Here is a 22,353-nt window from a genome sequence, read left to right as displayed (position 1 = left end):
CATCAATCTGTCGTGAAATGCAGGGGCTGATAGCGATATCAGCCCCTTCGCTTTTTCTGCATATCGAGACTCCCATGACCGTCACCGAGCAACTGAGCGCACTGGGCCATATTCTCGCTCACGGCGACCTGCATAGCGTATTCCAGCCAATCGTCAGCCTCTCCGAACGCCGCATCCTCGGTTACGAAGCCCTGACTCGCGGCCCGTCCAACAGCCCCTTGCACTCGCCGATCAACCTGTTCGCCGTGGCACGCAATGCCGGGCGGCTGGGCGAGCTGGAAGTGGCCTGCCGCAAGAATGCCTGCCGGCGCTTCAGCGAACTGCAATTGCAAGGCAAGCTGTTTCTCAACGTATCGCCGGATTCACTGCTGGAGCCCGGCCATCAACCCGGTCGCACCCTACAACTGCTGCAAGCCTATGGCATCCCCCCCAGCCAGGTGGTGATCGAGCTAACCGAGCAGTCTCCCACCGACGACTTCACCCTCCTCGACACGGCCCTCCACCACTACCGCGCCATGGGCTTCTCGATTGCCCTGGACGACCTCGGTGCGGGCTATTCAAGCCTGCGCCTATGGTCGGAACTGCGCCCGGATTACGTGAAAATCGACCGTCACTTCATCGATGGCATTCATCAGGATGCGGTCAAACGCGAGTTCGTCGGCTCCATCCTGAAGATGGCCCAGGCCTCCCGCGCCCAGGTGATTGCCGAAGGCATCGAACTGGAAGAAGAACTCATGGTGCTGGCCGAGATGGGCATCGACCTGCTGCAAGGCTATTTGCTCTGCCGCCCGCAGGAACAACCGCCACGCGATGCACGCCAGCTCCTGCCGAAGCTCAACGGCAATGCGCTCATAATGAATGAAGAAAGCAGCAGCCTCGCCGCCTTGCTAAACGAACAGCCGGCAGTATCCCAGCACACGGCCATCGCCGAGGTACTGGAAGCCTTCCGCGCCCAGGCCAACCTCAATTCCCTGGCGGTAATCGATGAACACGGACAAACGGTCGGTATCGTCAACCGCCAGGCGCTGTCCGAAGCGCTGCTCAAGCCCTTCGCCGCCGACCTGTTCGCGCGCAAACCGATCAGCCGCCTGATGAGCAATGACTTCCTCGCCGTCGAACTGAATCAGTCGCTGCAGAAGGTCAGCCGCCTGCTCACCAGCCGTGCCCGCCAGCGCATTGAGGAAGACTTCATCATCACCCAGGGCGGCAGCTACCTGGGGCTCGGTCGGGTGATCGACGTGCTCAAGTTGATCACCGAACTGAAAATCCAGCAGGCGCGCTACGCCAACCCGCTGACCTTGCTACCGGGCAATGTGCCGATCCAGCAATGCCTGACTCGCCTGCTGCAACAAGCCCGTGAAGCGGTAATCTGCTATGTGGATATCGACAACTTCAAGCCGTTCAACGACCTCTATGGCTACGCCAAAGGCGATGAAGTGCTGCTGAGCCTGGCGCAATGCCTGAGCGAACGGGTAGACCCGGCACGCGACTTCGTCGGCCACATTGGCGGCGACGACTTCTTACTGGTGCTCGGTTCGCACGATTGGCGGGGCCGCCTCAATCGCCTGCTGGAAGACTTTCAAAGTCAGTGTCGACGCTTCTACAGCGATGAGCACCTACAAGCGGGCTGCCTGGTCGCTCACAGCCGACAGGGCCAGCGTCAGGAGTTTGCACTGCTCTCCCTGTCGCTGGGCGTGGTGCACTTGCGCCCGGAACAATGCGCGCAATTCGACGCCAGCCAGCTCGCAGGCCTGGCTTCCGAGGCTAAACGCTACGCCAAGGCGGTGCCCGGCTACAGCCTGCACATCATCGATACGCAAAAGCTGTCGGCGTAAGCCGGCCGCGCCCCACAGGCTTGAAGTTCTGCTCAGGGTATAAACAGCGCTGCCGGAGCGCGCCGGGCACGATCCGGCAGCCTGCAGCGGCTCGGCGGACCACAGTGGATAGCCTTGCGCCACAGCCCCGTGGACTCCCGTGCCGCTACAGCCCCAGCTCCTGCGCCCGTTGGACAAAGCTTGCCGCACGCGCGGCATCGGCCGGCAAGCCCGGGCCACCGTCGCGATACAGATCGGCCAAGCGCTGGGCGGCCAGGGGATGGCCAGCCGCTGCCGCCAGCGTCCACCAGCGCACGGCCTCAAGACCGTCGGGGGCTTGTCGGGCATTGCCCGCCAGGCTCAGCACACCGAGCTGATAGGCGGCCTTGGCATCGCCCGCGGTGGCCGCCAGATGCAACAGCCGCATGCCTTCTTCGCGGGCGCCAAGCCCCTGGCCGCGAAACAGCAGGATATGCCCATAGAAGCTCTGCGCGGCAACATCGCCCAGGTTGGCCATGCGTGCAAACTGCCCCTCAAGCCAACGCCAACCGCGTGGCTGCTTGACCAACCACGACCAGTGAAACAGCCGCCGGGCCACGCCATAGCCTATCCGCGCACGCAGCCGCCAAAACACCTAGACCTCCTCGGGGTAGGTAAACTCGAACACCCGCACCACTTCGGCCGCATGCCAGGACGCGGCGGCTACGCCGTCCGACGCACCGTTAAAGCGACCAAGGCGAGTCACGCAGTCGAAGAATCCGGTGCGCGGCAGTCGACTCGCCCCCTGACTGATTACCAAGGCGCTACGCAGTGGCCGCTCGGCACGGGCATCCAGGGCCGCCAGGTGTTCCAACGCAGCAGTGAGTGTTTGCATGGCCGGGGTCGGCAAGGCCAAACGCTCGACCAACGCCCGATAGGTCAGCAGGTGACGTTGGCGCCGGGCATCCTCCAGCTCATCGAGCAAGGCCTGCCAATGCTGGCGACTGATACTTACGCTCAAAATTTCTCCTCCCAGCCGGCGACACCGAGCGCCCAGGCCAAGGCCCGCTTGATGGCGGCATCCGGTTGGCGCTCGGCACTTTCGATCATGCCCAGATAATGCGGGCTGATCCCCACCGAACGCGCCAACTCCTGCAGCGACAAGCCCTTTTCCTCGCGCAAACGCGCCAACTCACTCAGCGCCGGTTTGACTGTATCCGCAGCCGCCACCGGCACTTGCGCAGCGTGACCCGCAGCCTGCAACAAGGCCAGGTAATCCGCCCAGGGCAGTACCGCATACTCGGGTTCGCCATCACGCTTGATCACTTGCACTTTCATTCTCGACTCTCCGTGGAAAGCAGTACCGACAGCCTCAGCACCTTCCTTGCAGATGGCCATGTTAACAGCCCAATACGGCAAAGGGCGTGACCTAAACTGCCTTGACACCGTTCGGGCAGCACTCTGGAGGCATTTTGCGGACGCTGGCGATCCTTCTATTAGCCGGCGGCATACCATAACCGCCGCAGAGGCATTGCGCCGGGGCTGCTCCCCCGCCGACGGCATGCCCTATGCCGAGGTGCGCGATCATCAGCTGCTGGTTTCACCCAGTAGTTCGGCCGCCAGGCCGGCCAGCGCCTGAAGCTCGAACTGCACTTCGTCGAGCCCCCGCACGGATGCATCGAAACTTACCGCCGAGTGGCTGGAAGGGCGCTGCAGGAACGCGCGACCCGAGGGCGCTCGCCCGGATGTTCGACGTCTCCGCCAAGCATCCGTCAGGGCTGCCATTCATCCAACGCCAAGTGTTACCTATCCGGCAGGCGCTCGATAACCTCGAGCGCCTCAGGCGCCTGGGCTTCCCGCCAGGCACGGAATGCCGCCAGCTCATCGCTCCAGGTGCGCAGCACCCAAGCCAGCACGGCTAAATCGTCGATAAACCCCAGCACCGGCAACCAATCCGGCAGTCCATCCAGCGGAGTGACGAAATACAGCAGCGCCGCCACTACCGCCAGTAGTGCCTGTGAGCTGATCGCTCGATACTCACCCCGCCACCAGGCCATGCACAGGCCTTGCAGTAGTCGCAAGTCTTCTTTCAACGCACCCACGCGCCGGCCTTGCGTTGCACTCTTGCGTGCCACCGCCAGCAACAGGGCAGGTAATCGGCCACGCCGCAAAAAAGCCTGCGCCAACCGCAGGTAACTGGAAAAACGCCACGACTGTTTCATGGGCATTCCTCGTCAACCCGCATGCCTGCTGGGCTGGCTTGGGTTATCCACTAAAGCTGTGGATAACCTTGTGAACAGATTCCTCATGAGCCGAGCAAACGCCCAGCCCACGCGGTCTCGCGACAGATCGGACATTTTTCACCCATCTGTTAAAGTCGTTTTAAATCAATAACTTAAAATATGCAAAGAGTTTTTCAAGAGGCCCACGGCAAGGCCGCACGCGAGTCAGACGAAATGTGCATAACAGTAACGCCCAGGCTTCATTCAGAGTCTTTTTCAAGCCTCCAGTCAACCTCAAGCTCGCTTTGTGATCGGCACAAACGACAACGCCCCGTCGAAACGGGGCGTTACCTGCAACACTGGCGACCTGTCGAACTTAGGGCTGCCTCGCTAGCTGTTACTGCTCGGCACTAGCGGCCTTGATTTCCAGCAGCTCCAACTCGAACACCAGCACCGAGTTGGCCGGAATCGCCGGAGTCGGGCTTTGCTCGCCGTAGGCCAGCTCGCTCGGAATATAGAGCTTGTACTTCTCGCCGACATGCATCAACTGTAGGCCTTCGACCCACCCTGGAATCACACCACTGACAGGCAGTTCAATCGGGCTACCGCGTTCGATCGAACTGTCGAACACGCTGCCATCGGTCAATTTGCCTTCATAGTGCACGCTCACCACGTCGGTGGCTTTCGGCTGATCACCTTCGGCTTTGTTCAGTATTTCGTACTGCAAACCGGATTCGGTGGTGACCACACCTTCACGCTTGCCATTCTCTTCGAGGAATTTCTTGCCCGCTTTGGCCGACTCCTCGTTCATGGTAGCCATGCGTTCTTCGGCACGCTTCTGCAGGAAGGCGAAAGCCTCGACCAGCTCATCGTCTTTCAGGCGCTGCTCTTTCTTGCCGATTGCATCTTCGATGCCCTGGGCCACGGCTTTCGAGTCCAGGTCATCCATGCCTTCCTGGGCCAGGCTCTTGCCCATGTTCAGGCCGATACCGTAGGAGGCTTTTTGCGCCGGGCTTTCCAGTTTCACTTCGCTGGTTTGCGAATCGCAACCGGCGAGAACCAGACCCACCAGGGCAACCGCCGCTGCTAAACGATGTTGTTTCATGCTTATTCCTTGTTCGGTAAGCGGGTCTGTTCCCGTTTCATTCGCGAGCCACGTTGCTGCGCAAAATCTCGCCAGGTTAGGCGTGGGACGCAGGGAATGGTATTCCCTTGCCAAGTCCCACAACGACGCATGGCGAGATTTTTCGCGCAACCCGGAGGGCCGGGCCTGTTTTAGCGCGATGCTGCGTTTCTCGGCACTCATTTGGAACACCAAACTTCGTGCCTCGTGCCTTGCCTCGCGCCAAAACAGGCTCCGGCGCGGCCGTGAATGAAACGGGAACAGACCCTAGGGCAATCGAGTGAAGGCGCGAGCTTAGCAGGCCGCCGCAATCACTGGCTACCAGGATACGAACCAGGAAATGCGTATAAGTTCAGGTGTTTAGACGATTTTAAGAGGAGTACAGCGAATCTATCGAAGGGATGATGCAGAGGTGAAGCGAGGAAGGAAATGGCGCAGCGGACGGGACTCGAACCCGCGACCCCCGGCGTGACAGGCCGGTATTCTAACCGACTGAACTACCGCTGCGCGTAACTTCAATAGCGAGTTGGTGGGTGATGACGGGATCGAACCGCCGACCCTCTGCTTGTAAGGCAGATGCTCTCCCAGCTGAGCTAATCACCCTTCACTCTCGAAGTGGGCCGCATTCTAGACAGCCAACCTCACCTTGGCAAGCACTGATTCAAAAATTTTTTATCGACACGCCAAAGGCTTAGCGCAGGGTTGGCCTACGGCGCCAAGGGGAGAATAATGCGTGCTTTGCGTTAATGGAGAGTCACCCCCTCATGTGGTTTCGTAACCTGCTGGTTTATCGCCTCACCCAAAACGTCCCCTTTGATGTCGAGGCACTCGAAGCCGCACTGGCCGCCAAACCGGCACGCCCCTGTGCCAGCCAAGAGCTGACCACCTATGGTTTCGTCGCCCCCTTCGGTAAAGGCGGCGATGCGCCGCTGGTGCACGCCAGCGGCGACTTCCTGCTGATCGCGGCGCGCAAGGAAGAACGCATTCTGCCGGGCAGCGTGGTGCGCGATGCCTTGAAGGAAAAAGTCGACGAGATCGAAGCCGAGCAGATGCGCAAGGTCTACAAGAAGGAACGCGACCAACTCAAGGATGAAATCGTGCAGGCCTTCCTGCCGCGCGCCTTTATCCGCAAGTCGGCGACCTTCGCCGCCATCGCCCCGAAGCAGGGGCTGATCCTGGTCGACGCCTCCAGCCCGAAACGCGCGGAAGACCTGCTCTCCACCCTGCGCGAAGCCATCGGCTCGCTGCCGGTACGCCCGCTGACCGTGAAGATCGCCCCCAGCGCCACCCTGACCGAGTGGGTCAAGACCCAGAAAGCCGCCGACGATTTCCATGTGCTCGACGAATGCGAACTGCGCGACACCCACGAGGATGGTGGCGTGGTGCGCTGCAAACGCCAGGATCTGACCAGCGACGAAATCCAGCTGCACATGACCGCCGGCAAGCAGGTCACCCAGTTGTCTCTGGCCTGGCAGGACAAGCTGTCGTTCATGCTCGATGACAAGCTGGTGATCAAGCGCCTGCGTTTCGAGGATCTGCTGCAGGATCAAGCCGAACAGGATGGCGGCGATGACGCCCTCGGCCAACAGGACGCCAGCTTCACCCTGATGATGCTGACCTTCGTCGACTTCCTCCCCGCGCTGTTCGAGGCCCTGGGTGGAGAAGAGACGCCACAGGGTATCTAAGGGAGGGCACCCGAGAGCAGGATGCCAGCCAGCAGGGCTCGCTCAATCCGCACCCAGAGCTTTTTGCATGTTTCATGCTCAAGCCCGACTGAGCGCCAGGGTAATCCGGGAACGCCTCCCGGATTGCGCCAGGCTTATCCAGGCTACCGGCACGGCCCTGTAGCCGGCCGCCATCCGGGAGCCCTATAACGGCTGCTGCGGCTCAGAGCCGCGAGCCCGCCTGTATTCAATAACCATCGGCAGTCCTACGCCAGCGTGTAATCACAGCTGCAACAAACGCTCACGCAGCTTGTGGATCTCGTCGCGCAACTGCGCGGCCGCCTCGAACTCCAGATCGCGGGCCAACTGGTACATCTTCTCTTCCAACTGACGGATGCGCTTGCTGATTTCGCTCGGCGAACGCAGCTCATTCTCGTAGCGCGCACTTTCTTCCGCCGCCTTGGCCATGCCTTTGCGCTTCTTACTGCGCGAGCCCGGCACGCTGGCACCTTCGAGAATATCCTGGACGTCCTTGAACACGCCCTTGGGCACGATGCCGTTGGCGGCGTTGAAGGCGATCTGCTTGTTGCGCCGCCGCTCGGTTTCGCCGATGGCACGCTCCATCGAGCCGGTCATGCGATCGGCATAGAGGATCGCCCGGCCGTTGAGGTTGCGCGCCGCGCGGCCGATGGTTTGGATCAGCGAACGCTCGGAGCGCAGAAAGCCTTCCTTGTCCGCATCGAGAATCGCCACCAGCGACACCTCCGGCATGTCCAGCCCCTCGCGCAGCAGGTTGATGCCGACCAGCACGTCGAAGGCGCCGATGCGCAGGTCGCGGATGATCTCGACCCGCTCCACGGTGTCGATATCCGAGTGCAGGTAGCGCACCCTGACCCCGTGATCGGCCAGGTAGTCGGTCAGATCCTCGGCCATGCGCTTGGTCAGGGTGGTGACCAGCACCCGTTCCTCAATGGCCACGCGCTTGTGGATTTCCGAAAGCAGGTCATCGACCTGAGTCAAGGCCGGACGCACCTCGATCTGCGGGTCGACCAAGCCGGTCGGCCGCACCACCTGCTCGATTACCCGGCCGGCGTGCTCGGCCTCGTAGGGCCCCGGGGTGGCCGAGACGAAGATGGTCTGCGGGCTGGCCGCTTCCCATTCCTCGAAGCGCATCGGCCGGTTATCCAATGCCGAGGGCAAACGGAAGCCGTACTCGACCAGGGTCTCCTTACGCGAACGGTCGCCCTTGTACATGGCACCGACCTGCGGCACCGAGACATGTGACTCATCGATCACCAGCAAGGCCTGGTCGGGCAAGTAGTCGTAGAGGGTCGGCGGCGGCTCGCCCGGGCCGCGCCCGGACAGATAGCGCGAGTAGTTCTCGATGCCGTTGCAGTAACCCAGCTCGAGGATCATCTCCAGGTCGAAGCGGGTGCGCTGCTCCAGACGCTGCGCCTCGACCAGCTTGCCCGCGCCGCGCAGGTATTCCAGACGCTCGGCCAGTTCGACCTTGATCTTCTCCACCGCCTCCAGCAGCACCTCGCGCGGGGTGACGTAGTGGCTCTTGGGGTAGAAGGTGAAGCGCGGCAGCTTGCGGATCACCTCACCGGTCAACGGATCGAAAGCCGACAGGCTCTCCACCTCGTCATCGAACAGCTCGATGCGCACCGCCTCCAGATCCGACTCCGCCGGAAACACATCGATCACGTCGCCGCGCACCCGAAAGCTGGCGCGGGCAAAATCCATATCATTGCGCGTGTACTGCAAGTCAGCCAGACGGCGCAGCAACTCACGCTGATCCAGCTTGTCGCCGCGGTCGACGTGCAACACCATTTTCAAATAGGACTCGGGACTGCCCAGACCGTAGATGCACGACACCGTGGTGACGATGATCGCATCCGGCCGCTCGAGCAGCGCCTTGGTCGCCGACAGGCGCATCTGCTCGATATGGTCGTTGATCGAGGCATCCTTCTCGATAAAGGTATCGGACGACGGCACATAAGCTTCAGGCTGGTAGTAGTCGTAGTAGGAGACGAAATACTCCACCGCGTTGTTCGGGAAGAAGCTCTTGAACTCACCGTAGAGCTGCGCCGCCAGGGTCTTGTTCGGCGCCAGAATCAGGGTCGGACGCTGGATCTGGGCAATTACGTTAGCAATGCTGAAGGTCTTGCCCGAACCGGTCACGCCGAGCAAGGTCTGGTGTGACAAACCCGCCTCCAGGCCTTCGAGCATCTGCCGAATGGCCTCCGGCTGGTCGCCGGCAGGCTGAAAACGGGTGACCAGTTGGAACTTGGACATGACTAACCTCAACAAACGACTGTGACGCGATCTGAAAGCCTACGTCAAAACAGTTGAAATGCGTGTGCTCGCTGTCGCGACGCACGTTATGGGTCGTTATACTACCGACCCACTTACGCAACCCCTAGCGCCAGTCGTAGCGGGGTGTTGCCCGACATTCACTTCTCCCCCTCGAGCTGCCGCATCCATGAGTCTGTTCTCTGCCGTCGAAATGGCTCCGCGCGACCCCATTCTGGGCCTCAACGAAGCATTCAACGCCGATACCCGCCCCACCAAGGTCAACCTGGGTGTCGGCGTGTACACCAATGAAGAGGGGCGAATTCCGCTATTGCGGGCCGTGGCAGAAGCAGAAAATGCACTGACCGCCACCCACGCACCTCGCGGCTACTTGCCGATCGAAGGCATCGCCGCTTACGACCAGGCCGTACAGACCCTGTTGTTCGGCGCCGACTCGACTCTGGTGAAGGAAGGCCGGGTGATTACTGCCCAGGCTCTGGGCGGCACTGGCGCACTGAAAATCGGCGCGGACTTCCTCAAGCGTTTGCTGCCGGATGCAGCGGTCGCCATCAGCGACCCAAGCTGGGAAAACCACCGCGCCCTGTTCGAGGCAGCCGGCTTCCCCGTGCGCAACTATCGCTACTACGACGCCTTCAGCAATGGCGTAAATCGCGGCGGCCTGCTCGAAGATCTGAAAAACCTGCCCGCCCGCTCGGTCGTGGTGCTGCACGCCTGCTGCCACAACCCGACCGGCGTCGACCTGAGCATGGACGACTGGCAGGCCATTCTCGAGATCCTCCGTGAACGCGAGCATGTGCCCTTCCTCGACATCGCCTATCAGGGTTTTGGCGACGGCATCGAAGAAGACGCCGCAGCCGTGCGCCTGTTCGCCGAATCCAGCTTGACCTTCTTTGTCTCCAGCTCTTTCTCCAAATCGTTCTCGCTGTATGGCGAACGGGTGGGCGCGCTCTCCATCGTCACTGGCTCGCAAGATGAAACCGGCCGGGTGCTGTCGCAACTCAAGCGCGTGATCCGCACCAACTATTCGAACCCGCCGACCCACGGCGCCAGCGTCGTCGCCGCGGTGCTCAGCAACCCTGAACTACGCGCCATGTGGGAAGCCGAGCTGGGCGAAATGCGTGAACGCATTCGCGCCATGCGCCTGGCCATGGTCGATCAACTGACCGCCCTGGGCGCCAAACGCGATTTCAGCTTCGTCGCCCAGCAACGCGGCATGTTCTCCTACTCGGGCCTCACCACCGAACAGGTGGAACGCCTGAAAAGCGAGTTCGGCATCTACGCGGTCGGCACCGGGCGCATCTGTGTCGCCGCGCTCAACCGCAACAATCTGGATGCGGTCACTCGCGCCATCGCCCAAGTGCTCTGAGCGGGCCAGGGGAAGTCCTAGACACTTGACTTCCCCTTCCTAATCAGTAGGATACGCAGCGTTGTTCCGCGATAGCTCAGTCGGTAGAGCAAATGACTGTTAATCATTGGGTCCCAGGTTCGAGTCCTGGTCGCGGAGCCAAATTCGAGAGCCCAGCCATCCAGCTGGGCTTTTTATTGCCTGCGGACTCTCACCGGGACTACGTCCCAGGTTATTCGCCAAGGCTCACCCCTCCGGGGCCGCACTGAAGCGCGTTCAGCTGCGCTGTCGAGTCCTGGTCGCGGAGCCAAATTCGAGAGCCCAGCCATCGCGCTGGGCTTTTTATTGGCTATGTACCCGTTAGGTGTTGCATGCGCGATCTCTTGTAGGAGGCGCGCCCCGCGGCGAATGCAGCCCGCAGGGCTGCCTGCCCATCGTTTGGCGGTATGGGTCGGGCCTCCTACGGATCGCAGGCAGTTCGTGCCTGGTGATACAACACCTAACGGGTACAAAGCCTTTTTTATGGGTGCGCCAGCCACGGCGCTACGCGCCATGCCTGGCGCACCATGCAAAAAGACCGGTCAGTGACCGGTCTTCGTCTCCCAGCGTGTCGGTTAATTGATACTCAGCTTGTCGCGATTCTTCTCCAGAATCGACTCACCGATTCCCTTGACCTCAAGCAGCTCGTCAACCGTGGCGAATGCACCGTGGGCATCGCGGTAGGCCACTATTGCCTTGGCCTTGATCTCGCCAACACCACTCAGCTCACGTTGTAGCGTGGGAGCATCGGCCGTGTTGAGATTGATTTTGCCGACCTCGGCCACTTGCACCGCATCAGGCTTAGCGGGTGCCGTCTTGGTGGCTTCGGCGGCGGAGACGCTGAGGGTAGCTGCGGTCAGCACAGCGCACAGCAGGGAGGAGAGGTAACGCTTATACATGTTGGAACTCCTTTTCAGAAAAGCTCAAGTAATCGGCGCGGAACTTCCATGCGCCGCGCACTTCAAGTTAGTCGCCAACATTGCCTTGTCAAATCCGTCAAAGCATTTTTTCGACGCTCTTTCACCGCTGGCGCCTGCTCAAGAGCGATCTGTTGCCCTGGCTAGATTAACAAATACTATTAATGGTATTTCGACGAAACATTTCATCAATATATCACTGAGCGCTACCCTGACAATCCGCCAGCCATAACTCTCATTCGAGGCATGCCATGCTCAAGACCCTGACCTTCACCCTGATGCACTTTTGCATCGCCTTTGCGGTGACCTATGCGTTGACCGGCAGTGTCGCGGCCAGTGGTCTAGTGGCCGCCATCGAGCCGCTGTGCAACTCGCTCGGTTTCTACTTTCACGAGAGGATTTGGCAACGCCTGGAAAAACCTTCGGCCCCGGCGCCAGAACGGCCAACACATGCCTGGCTGCCCCACCAGGCCTGAGCAGCGGTGAAAAACTCTCGCCTGCTGCGGCCGTGCGCCGTTTCATCGCGGCTGAGACGCCAGACCCCGACACCCGCAGCAGCGACACATTGCAACCAACTGCATGGCCACGGCTTGCGAAATCCCCTGTTCACACGGCATGCTCGCCTGATCAGCAGCTCAAGGAACGACCATGCCCCATTTGCACATCCGCAGCGCCCAGCGTGACGATATTGAACTGATCCTCGGCTTTATCCGCGAATTGGCCGAGTACGAGAAGCTCAGCGATCAGGTGGTTGCCAGCCCCGCGCAAATGGCCGAACACCTTTTCGGGATACGGCCCTTCGCCGAGGTGCTGATTGGTGAGCTGGATGGCGCGGCCGCAGGTTTTGCGCTGTTCTTCCACAACTATTCGACCTTTCTCGGCAAACCCGGCATCTACCTGGAGGATCTCTATGTGCGCGCCAGCGCACGCGGCGCCGGATTGGGCAGCGCCCTGCTCGGCAAGTTGGCGAGCCTGGCCGTCGAACGCGGCTGCGCTCGCCTGGAATGGTCGGTACTGGACTGGAACCAACCCTCGATCGGTTTTTACCAAAACCTGGGCGCTCAACCGCTGGATGACTGGACGGTGTATCGCCTTACCGGCCCGGCGCTGCATGAGCTGAGTCGAAGAACGGCTTGACCGGCACTCACAGAGGGTTCTGCTGTCTTACCTCCTCAACTCGATCAATCCGCTCTCTGCTAAAGGGATGACAGTCATGCCGCTGGTATATCGCCTCGCTGCTCTGCTTTGCGGCATAACTTTCGTTGGCCAGCTACAGGCCGCTGACATCGATGCGCAAAGCTATGGTTACCCACTGACCAACCCGTTCGAGGCGACCATCGCCACCACCCCGTTCGAACTGCGACCGCAACTACCGGCCGATGCGGACATCGACCAACAAGACTACAAGGTCAGGCTACGCCCGGAGCGCGAGTTCGAATTGCCGGATAATTTCTGGTCGGTGACCAAGATGGGCTATCGCCTGGCCAAGCAAAAAGGCGAGGCACCGTTGATTTTCATCATCGCCGGTACGGGCTCGCCTTATGCCAGCAGCACGGCGGAATACCTGAAGAAACTGTTCTACGGTGCCGGTTACCATGTGGTGCAGCTGTCCTCGCCGACCAGCTACGACTTCATGAGCGCCGCCTCGCGTGTCGCCACCCCGGGACTCACCAGCGAAGATGCCGACGATCTGTACCGGGCGATGCAGGCCGTGCGCGCCCAGCACCCACGCCTACAGGTCAGCGCCTTCCACCTGACCGGCTACAGCCTGGGCGCCCTGCAAGCGGCATTCGTCAGCCGGCTCGACGAAACCCGACGCAGCTTCAACTTCAAGCGCGTGCTGCTGCTCAACCCGCCGGTCAACCTCTATACCTCGACCAGCAACCTCGACCGTCTGGTGCAAACCCAGGTCGAAGGCATCGACAACAGCACCACCTTCTACGAAACGGTACTGGCCAAGCTGACCCGCTATTTCCAAGCGAAGGGTTACGTTGACCTCAACGATGCGATGCTCTTCGACTTCCAGCGCTCCAAGGAGCAGCTTTCCGACGAGCAGATGGCCATGTTGATCGGTGCGGTGTTCCGCTTCGCCGCTGCCGATATCGCCTTCACCTCCGACCTGATCAACCGTCGCGGTCTGATCACCCCGACGCGCTACCCGATCAACGACAGCACCAGCCTTACACCGTTCTTCAAGCGTGCCCTGCAATGCGATTTCGACTGCTACATCAGCGAACAACTGATGCCGATGTGGCGAGCGCGGCATGACGGCGGCAGCATTACCCAGATGATCGATCAGGTCAGCCTGTATGCCGTCGCAGACTATTTGAAAAACGCCAGCAAGATCGCCGTGATGCACAATGCCGACGACCTCATCCTCGGCCCTGGCGACTTGGGCTTTCTGCGCCGAACCCTGGGCGAGCGCCTGACCGTCTACCCGCTCGGCGGGCACTGCGGCAACCTCAATTACCGCGTCAACAGCGACGCCATGCTGGAGTTCTTCCGTGGTTAACCGGCCGTTGAACAATCTAGACGAGGCAGCCAAGGCCATGTTTAACGCCGTATTGGCAACGCAGGTAGTTTTTCAACGGCCGGTTAAGCTTCTTGCCCCAGCCCTGCTGCTGACCCTGCTCGTGACCAGCGACCTGACTCAGGCCCAGCATCACGTCGATGCAGACGGTTTCAAACGACCGCTGCAACACCTGCAGTTCAATCCCGGCCTGGATCAGCGCGAGTTCGAACGTTCGAGCCTGGGCGCCCTGAATGTCTACGATCCCCTGGAGTCCTGGAACCGGCGGGTCTACCACTTCAACTACCGCTTCGATCAGTGGGTGTTTCTGCCCATCGTCGACGGTTATCGCTATGTCACCCCAACTATTGTGCAAAACGGTGTGAGCAATTTCTTCAGCAACCTGGGCGATGTACCCAACCTGCTCAACAGCTTGCTGCAGTTCAAAGCCAAGCGCTCGATGCAGACCACCGCCCGCCTGCTGCTCAACACCACCATCGGCGTGGCCGGGCTGTGGGATCCGGCGAGCCGGGTGGGCCTGCCGAAACAGCGCGAAGACTTCGGCCAGACCCTGGGATTCTATGGTGCACCTGCCGGCCCTTACCTGATGCTGCCACTGCTCGGCCCTTCCAACCTGCGCGACACCGGCGGGCTGGTGGTGGATTTCAGCGCCAAGAGCCAGGTCAACTGGCTGAACGTTGCCGAAGCCAGCAACAGCCATCCGGAAATATTTTTGCTCGAGACGGTCGATCAACGCTCCACCGTCAACTTCCGTTACGGCCAGCTCAACTCGCCGTTCGAGTACGAGAAGATTCGCTACTTCTACAACGAGTCGCGCAAGCTGCTGATTGCCGAGTAAGCCGGCCCGCTTGAGCGTAGGGCCGCCCCGGGGGTCTAACCTGGCGCGGCCTGGGTCTCCTCAGGAGCAAACCCAGGCGCGGCGCCCAACTGGCCAAAGCCGCCGCCGTCAGCGCGGAAACGGTACGCCATTACACCGATCTCGGCTTGCTGCGTCCCACACGCGATTGTCGTGACGGCGCGTTGGCCTGATCGCGACAAGTTCAAGGTTGCAGGGTGGGCTCAAACCCGCCCCGTGGGCGCGGACGGCTGAGTTAGTGCGGGTAATGGCGGTACAAGCCCGGCGGTACGCCGCTGCTGTCGGTCGGCTGCCACGGCCCCTGCGGATGGGTCGCCCAACTCCAGCCATTGCTCCAGCGGTAGTAGGTGCGTTCGCGGTAATACAGGTCACGCGCACCAGCCACCACGTAGACCCCCAAACCGGCATCCCAGTGACTTTGCGCCCCCGGCGGCGGCGCGTAGCGTGGGTGCGACTTGCTCACCGGAAGTTGGCCGCTGGGGGCGCTGCTCGGTACGGCGCAGCCGACCAGGCTCGACAAGCCGAGCACCAGAGCAAGCGGCAGCCATCTGTTCATTGCGCCTGGCCGTCGACGCTATCGATGGTCAGCTGTTGCGGCTCGCGGGTACTGCTGGCCAGCGGCTGGCTGCGGCCGATCCATTCGCCGGTGGAAGCATTGCCGCTGCGCGAAATACGCGCCACAAGCTGTACTTGCTCGAATCCGGAGAGCTTCAGTTGCGGCATCATCGCGTCGCTATCCGACAAGCTGACTTCGGCCGGCAGGTCGGCCACCGTCAGGCGCTTGACCGCCAGCGGCATTGGCGAGCCGGACGCGGCGCGGGCGAAGACGAACACGCTGTCGCTGGGCTGCACCTTGTCTTGCAAGGCCGCGGCCAGCTCAACCTTGACGGTCAGCTGCTGGTTCGCGGCGGCGGCCGGCGGTGCGTCTGTCGGCGCCGCCAGACGTTCACGGGCACGCTCGATGCCGCCCTGAATGGCTTGGCGCGAAGGATCCTGTTCGGGCAATGCGGCGACCAGACGATCCCAGAAGCCAATGGCGTCCTCGAAACGTCCTTCTTCATAGGCCGCGATGCCGAGCAGGCCGAGGCTGGTGACTTCCGCCGGATCGGCTCTCAGCGCTTCATCGGTCAGCGCCTGCAGCTGCTCGGTCCAGTGTTTGTCGCCAGCGAAATACAGCGCCTGCGCCCACTGGCCAAGCAACTCCGGCTCGCGCCCGGCGAGTCCCGCCGCGCGCTCGAAGGCGCTGGCCGCCTCGCCGGCACGCTCCTGGGCCATGTAGGTACGGCCAAGGAAGTACCAGCCTTCGACGGACTTCGGATCAGCCTTCACCGATGCTTCCAGGCGCGCGGTCATCGCCTCGATGGTCTGCGGCTGCTCGGCGAAGGTACGCGCGCGCTCGACGTCGTCGATCGCGCCCCAGTACAAGTACAAGCCGTAGCCCAGCAGGGGCATCAACAAGGCGGCGGCCAGCGGCACCTTGTTGCCGAGCACACCGGTTCTGGCTTTGCTCTCGGCACCGTCGGTGTCGGCCAACAACTCGCGGGCCGCCTCGTCACGGCCGTTTTGCCATTGCTCATCATTGAGCGTACCGACCTGACGCTGACTCTCCAGCTCCTGCAGGCGCTCCTGATAGAGGGTGACATTCAATGCGGTGCGGTCTTCTTCGGCCTGCACCTTGCGGCCACGCAGCACCGGGATCAGCAGAAAACCCAGAGAAGCCAGCAACAGTAGGCCAGCGGACAGCCAGAATTCGATCATCAGTCTTTCTTATCCCGAGGCGTTTGATTGGTAGGCCGTTGGCTGAGCAGAGCAGCCAAGCGTTGTTGCTCATCGGCGGAAAGACCGCTCGAGCCCGCGGACTTCTTGCCACGACGACGCAGTACCACCACACCCAGCAGCACGAAGCCGCCGAGCAACAGGCCGGCCGGGCCGTACCACAGCAACAGGGTGCGCGCCGTGACCGGCGGCTTGTAGAGGACGAAATCGCCGTAACGCGCGACCAGGAACTCGACGATCTGCTCATTGCTCTGGCCTTCTTCCAGCATGCGATAGACCTGCGCACGCAGATCCATGGCAATCGGCGCATCGGAATCGGCGATGTTCTGGTTCTGGCACTTGGGACAACGCAGCTCCTCGATCAGGCTGCGATAACGCTGGCGCTGCGCCTCGTCGGCGAATTCGTAGGTGTCGATGGCCGCCTGGGCGCTGCCGAGCAGAGCCAGCCCCAGCACGACGGCGCTGAGCAAACGCTTCATGGTTTAACCTCGTCGACCAGCTCTTGATACAGCGGTGCCAGTTGCTGACGCCAGACGCTCTCGTCGATGGCACCGACGTACTTGTGGCGGATGATGCCGTTCTTGTCGACCAGGAAGGTCTCAGGCGCGCCGTAGACGCCGAGGTTGAAGCCCAGGCTGCCCTGCGGATCCTCGACGTTGAGACGGTACGGATTGCCCAATTCGATGAGCCAGCGGCGCGCAGCTTCGCCGTTGTCCTTGTAGTTGACCCCGTAGACCGCCACGCCCTGCTCGGCCAGACGGTTGAGCATCTCGTGCTCGGCGCGACAGGTCGGGCACCAGGTCGCCCAGACATTGACCAGCGCCGGCCCTTCGAAATCGGCGGTGCCAAGGGTGCGCGCCGGTTCTTCCAGCGACGCCAGGGCGAACTCGGGCAACGGCTTGCCGATCAACGCCGAAGGCAGCTCGGAGGGGTTAAGGAACAGACCACGGTAGAGAAACAGCGCCACGCCGAGAAAGATCGCCAACGGTAACAACAGGATCAGCCGCTTCATGCTTGCCCCCCCGCCATGCCCAGAGCCTCACGTACGCGGGTGGTGACCTTCATCCGGTAGCGCTTGTCGGACGCCGAGAGGAAGCCACCCAAGCCCATCAGCAAGGCACCGAACCAGATCCAGCGCACGAACGGCTTAATGTGCACGCGCACGGCCCAGGCGCCGTCTTCCAGCGGCTCGCCCAATGCGACGAACAGATCGCGGGTAATGCCGGCGTCGATTCCGGCCTCGGTCATCACCGACTGCTGCACGCTATACAGGCGCTTCTCCGGGTGCAGCACACTGATCTGCTGGCCATCTTCGAGGATCCTCACCGTGCCTTTATCCGAGGTGAAATTCGGCCCCTCGAAGTGCTCGGCGCCCTCGAAGATGAATTGGTAGCCACCCATTTCCACCGAATCGCCCGGCGCCATGCGCATGTCGCGCTCGAAGCTGCCCATGCTGGTAAGGATGACCCCGAGGGCGCACACGGCTAAACCGAGGTGCGCCGTCTGCATCCCCCAGTAGCTGCGGCCCAGACCTGGCAAGCCTTTGAGCAGCCCCTTGTGGCGGGTCTTGTCATAAATGTCGCGCACCCCGGCCAACACCACCCAGCCGGCCAGCAGCCAGACGCCCAGCACCGCCCAGCTGAAATCGCCGTGCAGTACACTCGCCAGCGCTGCCAAGGCCACGCTGCCGATCAGCACCGGGGCCAGCATGCCCAGCAACCAACGTAGCGGCGTGTCCTTCCAGCGCACCAGCACGCCGATCGCGATCATCGCCATCAGCAGGCCCATCAGTGGCACGAACAACGCGTTGAAGTACGGCGGGCCGACCGACAGTTTGGCCCCGGTCATGGCATCCAGCACCAGCGGATAGAGGGTGCCGAGCAGAATCATCGCCGCCGCCACCACCAGGATCAGGTTATTCACGAACAGCAGGGTCTCGCGCGACCACAGGGCGAAACCGACCTGACTCTTGACCACCGGCGCGCGGATGGCGAACAGGGTCAGCGAACCGCCGACCACCAGTAACAGGAAGGCCAGGATGAACACGCCACGCGCAGGGTCGGTGGCAAACGCATGCACCGAGGTCAACACCCCGGAACGGACCAGGAAGGTGCCGAGCAGACTCAGGGAGAAGGCGGCAATCGCCAGCAGCACGGTCCAACTCTTGAACACGCCGCGCTTTTCAGTCACCGCCAGGGAGTGGATCAGTGCGGTACCGACCAGCCAGGGCATGAAGGAAGCGTTCTCCACCGGATCCCAGAACCACCAGCCGCCCCAGCCGAGTTCGTAATAGGCCCACCAGGAGCCCAGGGCGATGCCGATACCGAGGAAGGCCCAGGCGACTATGGTCCAGGGCCGCGACCAGCGCACCCAGGCCGCATCCAGCTTGCCGCCGAGCAAGGCGGCGATGGCGAAGGCGAAGGCCACCGAGAAGCCGACATAACCCATGTAGAGCATCGGCGGATGGGTGATCAGGCCGAAGTCCTGCAGCAACGGGTTGAGGTCGCGGCCGTCCAGCGGCGTGTTCGGCAGCAAGCGCTCGAACGGGTTGGAGGTGACGATCAGGAACAGCAGGAAGCCGACACTGATCATGCCCATCACCCCGAGTACGCGGGCGAGCATCTCCTCGGGCAACTGCCGGGAGAAGATCGACACGGCGAAGGTCCAGCCGGCCAGGATCAACGCCCAGAGCAGCAGCGAGCCTTCATGGGCGCCCCACACCGCACTGAACTTGTAATACCAGGGCAGCGCGCTGTTGGAGTTGTGGGCCACATAGGCAACGGAAAAGTCGTCGACCAGGAAGGCGTAGGTCAGGCAGATAAAGGCGAACGCCAGGAAGGCGAACTGGCCCCAGGCCGCGGGCTGCGCCAGGCTCATCCACTGCCGGTCGCCGCGCCAGGCGCCGATAATCGGCAGGCTCGCCTGCACCAGGGTCAGGCACAGCGCCAGAATCATCGCCAGATGGCCGAGTTCGGGAATCATTGCGTGCCCCCCTGTGTGGCGGCGTCATGTTTCTGCTTCATCGCACTTTGCTCCAATGCCTGCATGACTTCCGGCGGCATGTAATTTTCATCGTGCTTGGCCAGCACCTGATCGGCGATCAACACGCCATCGGCATTGACCTTGCCCATGGCCACGATGCCCTGACCTTCGCGGAACAGGTCCGGCAGGATGCCGCTGTAGCGGATGGTTACGCTTTCTGCCCCGTCGGTCACCACGAAGTCGGTGTCCAGTGAGTCGCCGGAGCGCTTGACCGAGCCCTCTTCCACCAGCCCGCCGGCGCGGATACGGGTGTCTTGCGGCGCCTCGCCGTTGGCGATCTGGGTCGGGGTATAGAACAGGTTGATGTTCTGTTGCAGCGCATTCAGGGCCAAGGTCACGGCGACACCTACGCCGGCGAGGATCGCCAGGATGATCAACAGACGCTTCTTGCGAACAGGGTTCATTGCAACTCCTCCCGGCGCAAACGACGCGCCTCGTCTTGCAGGTAACGGCGCCGCGCCAACAGCGGCAGCACGACATTCAACGCCAGCACGGCCAGGCTGATGGCAAAGGACGACCAGACGTAGGCACCATGGTTGCCCATGGCGAGAAACTCGGCGAACGAGGCGAAACTCATAGGCTTTTCTCCACTTGAGCTTTGACCTCGGCCTTGGCCCAACTGCTGCGCGCCTCGCGCTTGAGTACCTCGAGGCGCATGCGCAGCAGCAGTACGGCGCCGAAGAAACAGTAGAAGCCAAGCACCATGATCAGCAGTGGCAGCCACATTTCCAGCGGCATCGCCGGTTTCTCGATCACGCTGAAGGTGGCGGGTTGGTGCAGGGTGTTCCACCACTCCACCGAATATTTGATGATCGGAATGTTGATTACCCCGACGATGGCCAGCACCGCACAGGCCTTGGCCGCGCTATCTCGATTGCTGATGGCCTGACCGAGGGCGATTACGCCGAAATACAGGAACAGCAGGATCAGCATCGAGGTCAGGCGCGCGTCCCAGACCCAGTAGGCGCCCCAGGTCGGCTTGCCCCAGATGGCACCGGTCAGCAGAGCAATCACGGTCATCCAGGCGCCAATGGGAGCGGCCTGCTGCACGGCGACATCGGCGAGTTTCATTTTCCACACCAGGCCGACCACACCGGCCACGGCCAGCATGACGTACACCGACTGGGCGAGAAAGGCGGCCGGCACATGGATATAAATGATCCGGAAGCTGTTGCCCTGCTGGTAGTCCGGCGGCGCAAACGCCAGGCTCCAGACCAGCCCGACCGTCAGCAACAATGCAGCAGCCGCGCTCAGCCAGGGCAGCCAGCGCCCGCTGATCTGGTAAAACCACTTGGGCGAGCCCAGCTTGTGAAACCACGTCCAGTTCATCAGATTACTCATCATTCTCCGAGGTAATGACCGCACTGGGTCGTCCTCGGTAGCACGGTTGTAGATCACTCGCCGACGCTAATCGTCAATCCGGCGGCAATGGCAAAAGGTGTCAAGGTCACCGCCAGCGCGGTCAGACTGGCCAGCCACAACAGCTGACCAACCGCCGGCAATCCTTGCAGGCTGGCTTGCAACGCCCCGCTGCCAAGGATCAGCACCGGAATATACAGCGGCAGAATCAGCAGCGCCAGCAACAGGCCGCCACGCTTGAGGCCCACCGTCAGCGCCGCACCGACCGCACCGAGCAGGCTCAGCACCGGCGTACCGAGCAGCAGCGAGAGCAACAGCACCGGCAGACAGCGCCCGGGCAAACCGAGCATCAAGGCCAGCAATGGTGCCAGCAGCACCAAGGCCAGGCCGGAGAACAACCAGTTTGCCAGTACCTTGGCCAATACCAGAAGAGGCAGAGGGTGCGGCGAAAGGACCCACTGCTCCAGCGAACCGTCCTCGAAATCGCTGCGAAACAAGCCATCCAGCGAAAGCAACACGGCCAATAGCGCCGCCACCCACACCAGTCCCGGCGACAGGGTTTGCAACAGTTGCGTCTCCGGCCCCACGGCCAACGGAAACAAGGCGATCACGATGGCGAAGAACACCAGCGGATTGGCCAATTCGGCAGGCCGGCGAAACAACAGCCGCGCTTCGCGGGCGACCAACAGACTGAACACATTGCTCATAGAATACGCTGTCCCAGATCAAGCTCGCGGTAACCGGCGGGTTTGACCGTCAGCGTGTGGTGGGTGGTCAGCAGCACCAGACCGCCCATTTCGCAGTGCCAGGCCAGATGGTTTTCCAGTTGCGCCACGGCGAGCTTGTCGAGGGCGGTGAAGGGTTCATCGAGGATCCACAACGGTGGCCCATCCAGATACAAGCGGGCCAGCGCGACACGACGCTGCTGGCCGGCAGACAGGGTATGACAGGGCACATCCTCGAAACCGCGCAGGCCTACGGCCTCCAGCGCCCGCCAGATCGCCGCGCGTTCGGCCGGACGGTGCAGCGCGCATAACCAGGCCAGGTTTTCTTCGGCGCTGAGCAGGCCCTTGATTCCGGCCGCATGGCCAATCCACAACAGGTTGCGCGCCAGTTCGCTGCGCTGCGCGCTCAGCGGCTGGCCATTCAGGCGGATTTCACCCGCGCTTGGCTGCATCAACCCGGCGAGCAGACGCAGCAGGCTGGTCTTGCCGCTGCCGTTTGGACCGGCAACCTGCAACATCTCGCCGGCCGCCAAACGCAGTTCGAGTCGCTCGAACAGCATGCGCCAATCCCGCTCACAAGCGAGCGCCACGGCTTCGAGAAGAGGACTGGTCACGGCATATACACCTAAAAAGCGGTTCAAGTCGG

Annotated in this window: 25 protein-coding genes and 3 tRNA genes; 9 read left to right on the top strand and 19 right to left on the bottom strand. The window is 61.9% G+C overall.

Annotation, left to right across the window (positions count from 1 at the left end; genetic code table 11):
• The first annotated feature begins 74 nt into the window (after positions 1-74).
• Positions 75-1,835 carry a bifunctional diguanylate cyclase/phosphodiesterase gene (locus P8H27_RS02605; protein WP_289635055.1) on the top strand — a complete coding sequence of 587 codons (1,761 nt, stop codon included), beginning with the start codon at positions 75-77 and terminating at the stop codon, positions 1,833-1,835.
• A gap of 145 nt (positions 1,836-1,980) precedes the next feature.
• Here the strand turns inward: P8H27_RS02605 and P8H27_RS02600 are convergent, their stop codons facing one another.
• The 7 genes from P8H27_RS02600 to P8H27_RS02570 form a co-directional block, all read right to left on the bottom strand.
• Entirely contained in the window at positions 1,981-2,448 is a 468-nt protein-coding gene (locus tag P8H27_RS02600; RefSeq protein WP_289635054.1) for a sel1 repeat family protein, read from the bottom strand.
• Positions 2,449-2,814, bottom strand: coding sequence for a hypothetical protein (locus P8H27_RS02595; RefSeq protein WP_289635053.1), 366 nt, complete (start codon positions 2,812-2,814; stop codon positions 2,449-2,451).
• Positions 2,811-3,131 (bottom strand): helix-turn-helix domain-containing protein, encoded by a 321-nt coding sequence (locus tag P8H27_RS02590; protein ID WP_289635052.1) that lies wholly within the window; start codon positions 3,129-3,131, stop codon positions 2,811-2,813. The genes P8H27_RS02595 and P8H27_RS02590 overlap by 4 nt, the downstream gene beginning before the upstream one ends.
• Positions 3,132-3,595: 464 nt before the next feature.
• On the bottom strand, positions 3,596-4,015 hold the full coding sequence (locus tag P8H27_RS02585) for a YkvA family protein (protein WP_289635051.1): 420 nt from the start codon (positions 4,013-4,015) through the stop codon (positions 3,596-3,598).
• A gap of 397 nt (positions 4,016-4,412) precedes the next feature.
• Entirely contained in the window at positions 4,413-5,120 is a 708-nt protein-coding gene (locus P8H27_RS02580; protein ID WP_289635050.1) for an FKBP-type peptidyl-prolyl cis-trans isomerase, read from the bottom strand.
• Between the two features lie 448 nt (positions 5,121-5,568).
• Positions 5,569-5,645: transfer RNA gene (locus P8H27_RS02575), tRNA-Asp, on the bottom strand.
• A 20-nt stretch (positions 5,646-5,665) separates the two neighbouring features.
• Positions 5,666-5,741 (bottom strand) — tRNA-Val (locus P8H27_RS02570).
• 161 nt (positions 5,742-5,902) lie between these two features.
• Here P8H27_RS02570 and rdgC point away from each other — a divergent pair.
• Positions 5,903-6,823 carry a recombination-associated protein RdgC gene (rdgC, locus tag P8H27_RS02565; protein WP_289635049.1) on the top strand — a complete coding sequence of 307 codons (921 nt, stop codon included), beginning with the start codon at positions 5,903-5,905 and terminating at the stop codon, positions 6,821-6,823.
• A gap of 261 nt (positions 6,824-7,084) precedes the next feature.
• Here rdgC and uvrB read toward each other — a convergent pair whose 3' ends face one another.
• Entirely contained in the window at positions 7,085-9,100 is a 2,016-nt protein-coding gene (gene uvrB, locus P8H27_RS02560; protein ID WP_289635048.1) for an excinuclease ABC subunit UvrB, read from the bottom strand.
• 187 nt (positions 9,101-9,287) lie between these two features.
• On the opposite strand from uvrB, the gene P8H27_RS02555 reads away from it, so the two are divergent.
• Positions 9,288-10,484 (top strand): amino acid aminotransferase, encoded by a 1,197-nt coding sequence (locus P8H27_RS02555; protein ID WP_289635047.1) that lies wholly within the window; start codon positions 9,288-9,290, stop codon positions 10,482-10,484.
• A 65-nt stretch (positions 10,485-10,549) separates the two neighbouring features.
• Positions 10,550-10,625, top strand: a tRNA-Asn gene (locus tag P8H27_RS02550).
• Positions 10,626-11,077: 452 nt separating this feature from the next.
• Here P8H27_RS02550 and P8H27_RS02545 read toward each other — a convergent pair.
• Positions 11,078-11,401 carry a helix-hairpin-helix domain-containing protein gene (locus P8H27_RS02545; RefSeq protein ID WP_289635046.1) on the bottom strand — a complete coding sequence of 108 codons (324 nt, stop codon included), beginning with the start codon at positions 11,399-11,401 and terminating at the stop codon, positions 11,078-11,080.
• Positions 11,402-11,670: 269 nt separating this feature from the next.
• On the opposite strand from P8H27_RS02545, the gene P8H27_RS02540 reads away from it, so the two are divergent.
• The 5 genes from P8H27_RS02540 to P8H27_RS20595 all read left to right on the top strand — a co-directional run bounded on the left by P8H27_RS02540 (position 11,671) and on the right by P8H27_RS20595 (position 14,978).
• Positions 11,671-11,895, top strand: coding sequence for a DUF2061 domain-containing protein (locus P8H27_RS02540; RefSeq protein WP_289635045.1), 225 nt, complete (start codon positions 11,671-11,673; stop codon positions 11,893-11,895).
• A 172-nt stretch (positions 11,896-12,067) separates the two neighbouring features.
• Entirely contained in the window at positions 12,068-12,556 is a 489-nt protein-coding gene (locus P8H27_RS02535) for a GNAT family N-acetyltransferase (protein WP_289635044.1), read from the top strand.
• A 76-nt stretch (positions 12,557-12,632) separates the two neighbouring features.
• Positions 12,633-13,931 (top strand): serine/threonine protein kinase, encoded by a 1,299-nt coding sequence (locus P8H27_RS02530; protein ID WP_289635043.1) that lies wholly within the window; start codon positions 12,633-12,635, stop codon positions 13,929-13,931.
• A gap of 37 nt (positions 13,932-13,968) precedes the next feature.
• Positions 13,969-14,787, top strand: coding sequence for a VacJ family lipoprotein (locus P8H27_RS02525; protein ID WP_289635042.1), 819 nt, complete (start codon positions 13,969-13,971; stop codon positions 14,785-14,787).
• A 50-nt stretch (positions 14,788-14,837) separates the two neighbouring features.
• Entirely contained in the window at positions 14,838-14,978 is a 141-nt protein-coding gene (locus P8H27_RS20595) for a MerR family transcriptional regulator (RefSeq protein ID WP_374761322.1), read from the top strand.
• A gap of 62 nt (positions 14,979-15,040) precedes the next feature.
• Here P8H27_RS20595 and P8H27_RS02520 read toward each other — a convergent pair whose 3' ends face one another.
• The 10 genes from P8H27_RS02520 to ccmA form a co-directional block, all read right to left on the bottom strand.
• Positions 15,041-15,361, bottom strand: a complete 321-nt coding sequence (locus P8H27_RS02520) for a hypothetical protein (RefSeq protein ID WP_289635041.1) — start codon at positions 15,359-15,361, stop codon at positions 15,041-15,043.
• Complete coding sequence (gene ccmI / locus P8H27_RS02515; RefSeq protein ID WP_289635040.1) at positions 15,358-16,563, bottom strand: c-type cytochrome biogenesis protein CcmI; 1,206 nt, start codon at positions 16,561-16,563, stop codon at positions 15,358-15,360. Before ccmI ends, P8H27_RS02520 begins: the two co-directional genes overlap by 4 nt.
• On the bottom strand, positions 16,563-17,060 hold the full coding sequence (locus P8H27_RS02510; RefSeq protein WP_289635039.1) for a cytochrome c-type biogenesis protein: 498 nt from the start codon (positions 17,058-17,060) through the stop codon (positions 16,563-16,565). Before P8H27_RS02510 ends, ccmI begins: the two co-directional genes overlap by 1 nt.
• Positions 17,057-17,593: a DsbE family thiol:disulfide interchange protein gene (locus P8H27_RS02505; protein ID WP_289635038.1), complete on the bottom strand. Its 537-nt coding sequence runs from the start codon at positions 17,591-17,593 to the stop codon at positions 17,057-17,059. Before P8H27_RS02505 ends, P8H27_RS02510 begins: the two co-directional genes overlap by 4 nt.
• Entirely contained in the window at positions 17,590-19,563 is a 1,974-nt protein-coding gene (locus P8H27_RS02500; RefSeq protein ID WP_289635037.1) for a heme lyase CcmF/NrfE family subunit, read from the bottom strand. The genes P8H27_RS02505 and P8H27_RS02500 overlap by 4 nt, the downstream gene beginning before the upstream one ends.
• The gene (gene ccmE, locus P8H27_RS02495; protein ID WP_289635036.1) at positions 19,560-20,027 is read right to left on the bottom strand and encodes a cytochrome c maturation protein CcmE; all 468 of its coding nucleotides are present in this window, start codon (positions 20,025-20,027) and stop codon (positions 19,560-19,562) included. Before ccmE ends, P8H27_RS02500 begins: the two co-directional genes overlap by 4 nt.
• Positions 20,024-20,200 (bottom strand): heme exporter protein CcmD, encoded by a 177-nt coding sequence (ccmD, locus tag P8H27_RS02490; protein ID WP_289635035.1) that lies wholly within the window; start codon positions 20,198-20,200, stop codon positions 20,024-20,026. The genes ccmE and ccmD overlap by 4 nt, the downstream gene beginning before the upstream one ends.
• Positions 20,197-20,955, bottom strand: a complete 759-nt coding sequence (locus P8H27_RS02485) for a heme ABC transporter permease (RefSeq protein WP_289635212.1) — start codon at positions 20,953-20,955, stop codon at positions 20,197-20,199. Before P8H27_RS02485 ends, ccmD begins: the two co-directional genes overlap by 4 nt.
• A gap of 62 nt (positions 20,956-21,017) precedes the next feature.
• Positions 21,018-21,689 (bottom strand): heme exporter protein CcmB, encoded by a 672-nt coding sequence (gene ccmB / locus P8H27_RS02480; protein WP_289635034.1) that lies wholly within the window; start codon positions 21,687-21,689, stop codon positions 21,018-21,020.
• Complete coding sequence (gene ccmA / locus P8H27_RS02475) at positions 21,686-22,321, bottom strand: cytochrome c biogenesis heme-transporting ATPase CcmA (protein WP_289635033.1); 636 nt, start codon at positions 22,319-22,321, stop codon at positions 21,686-21,688. Before ccmA ends, ccmB begins: the two co-directional genes overlap by 4 nt.
• Positions 22,322-22,353: the final 32 nt, after the last annotated feature.

The organism is Pseudomonas sp. sp1636 (genome assembly GCF_030376615.1).
GTDB lineage: Bacteria > Pseudomonadota > Gammaproteobacteria > Pseudomonadales > Pseudomonadaceae > Aquipseudomonas.
The sequence above is the reverse complement of the archived record's forward strand: the minus strand, read 5'-3'. Positions and strand labels throughout refer to the sequence as shown.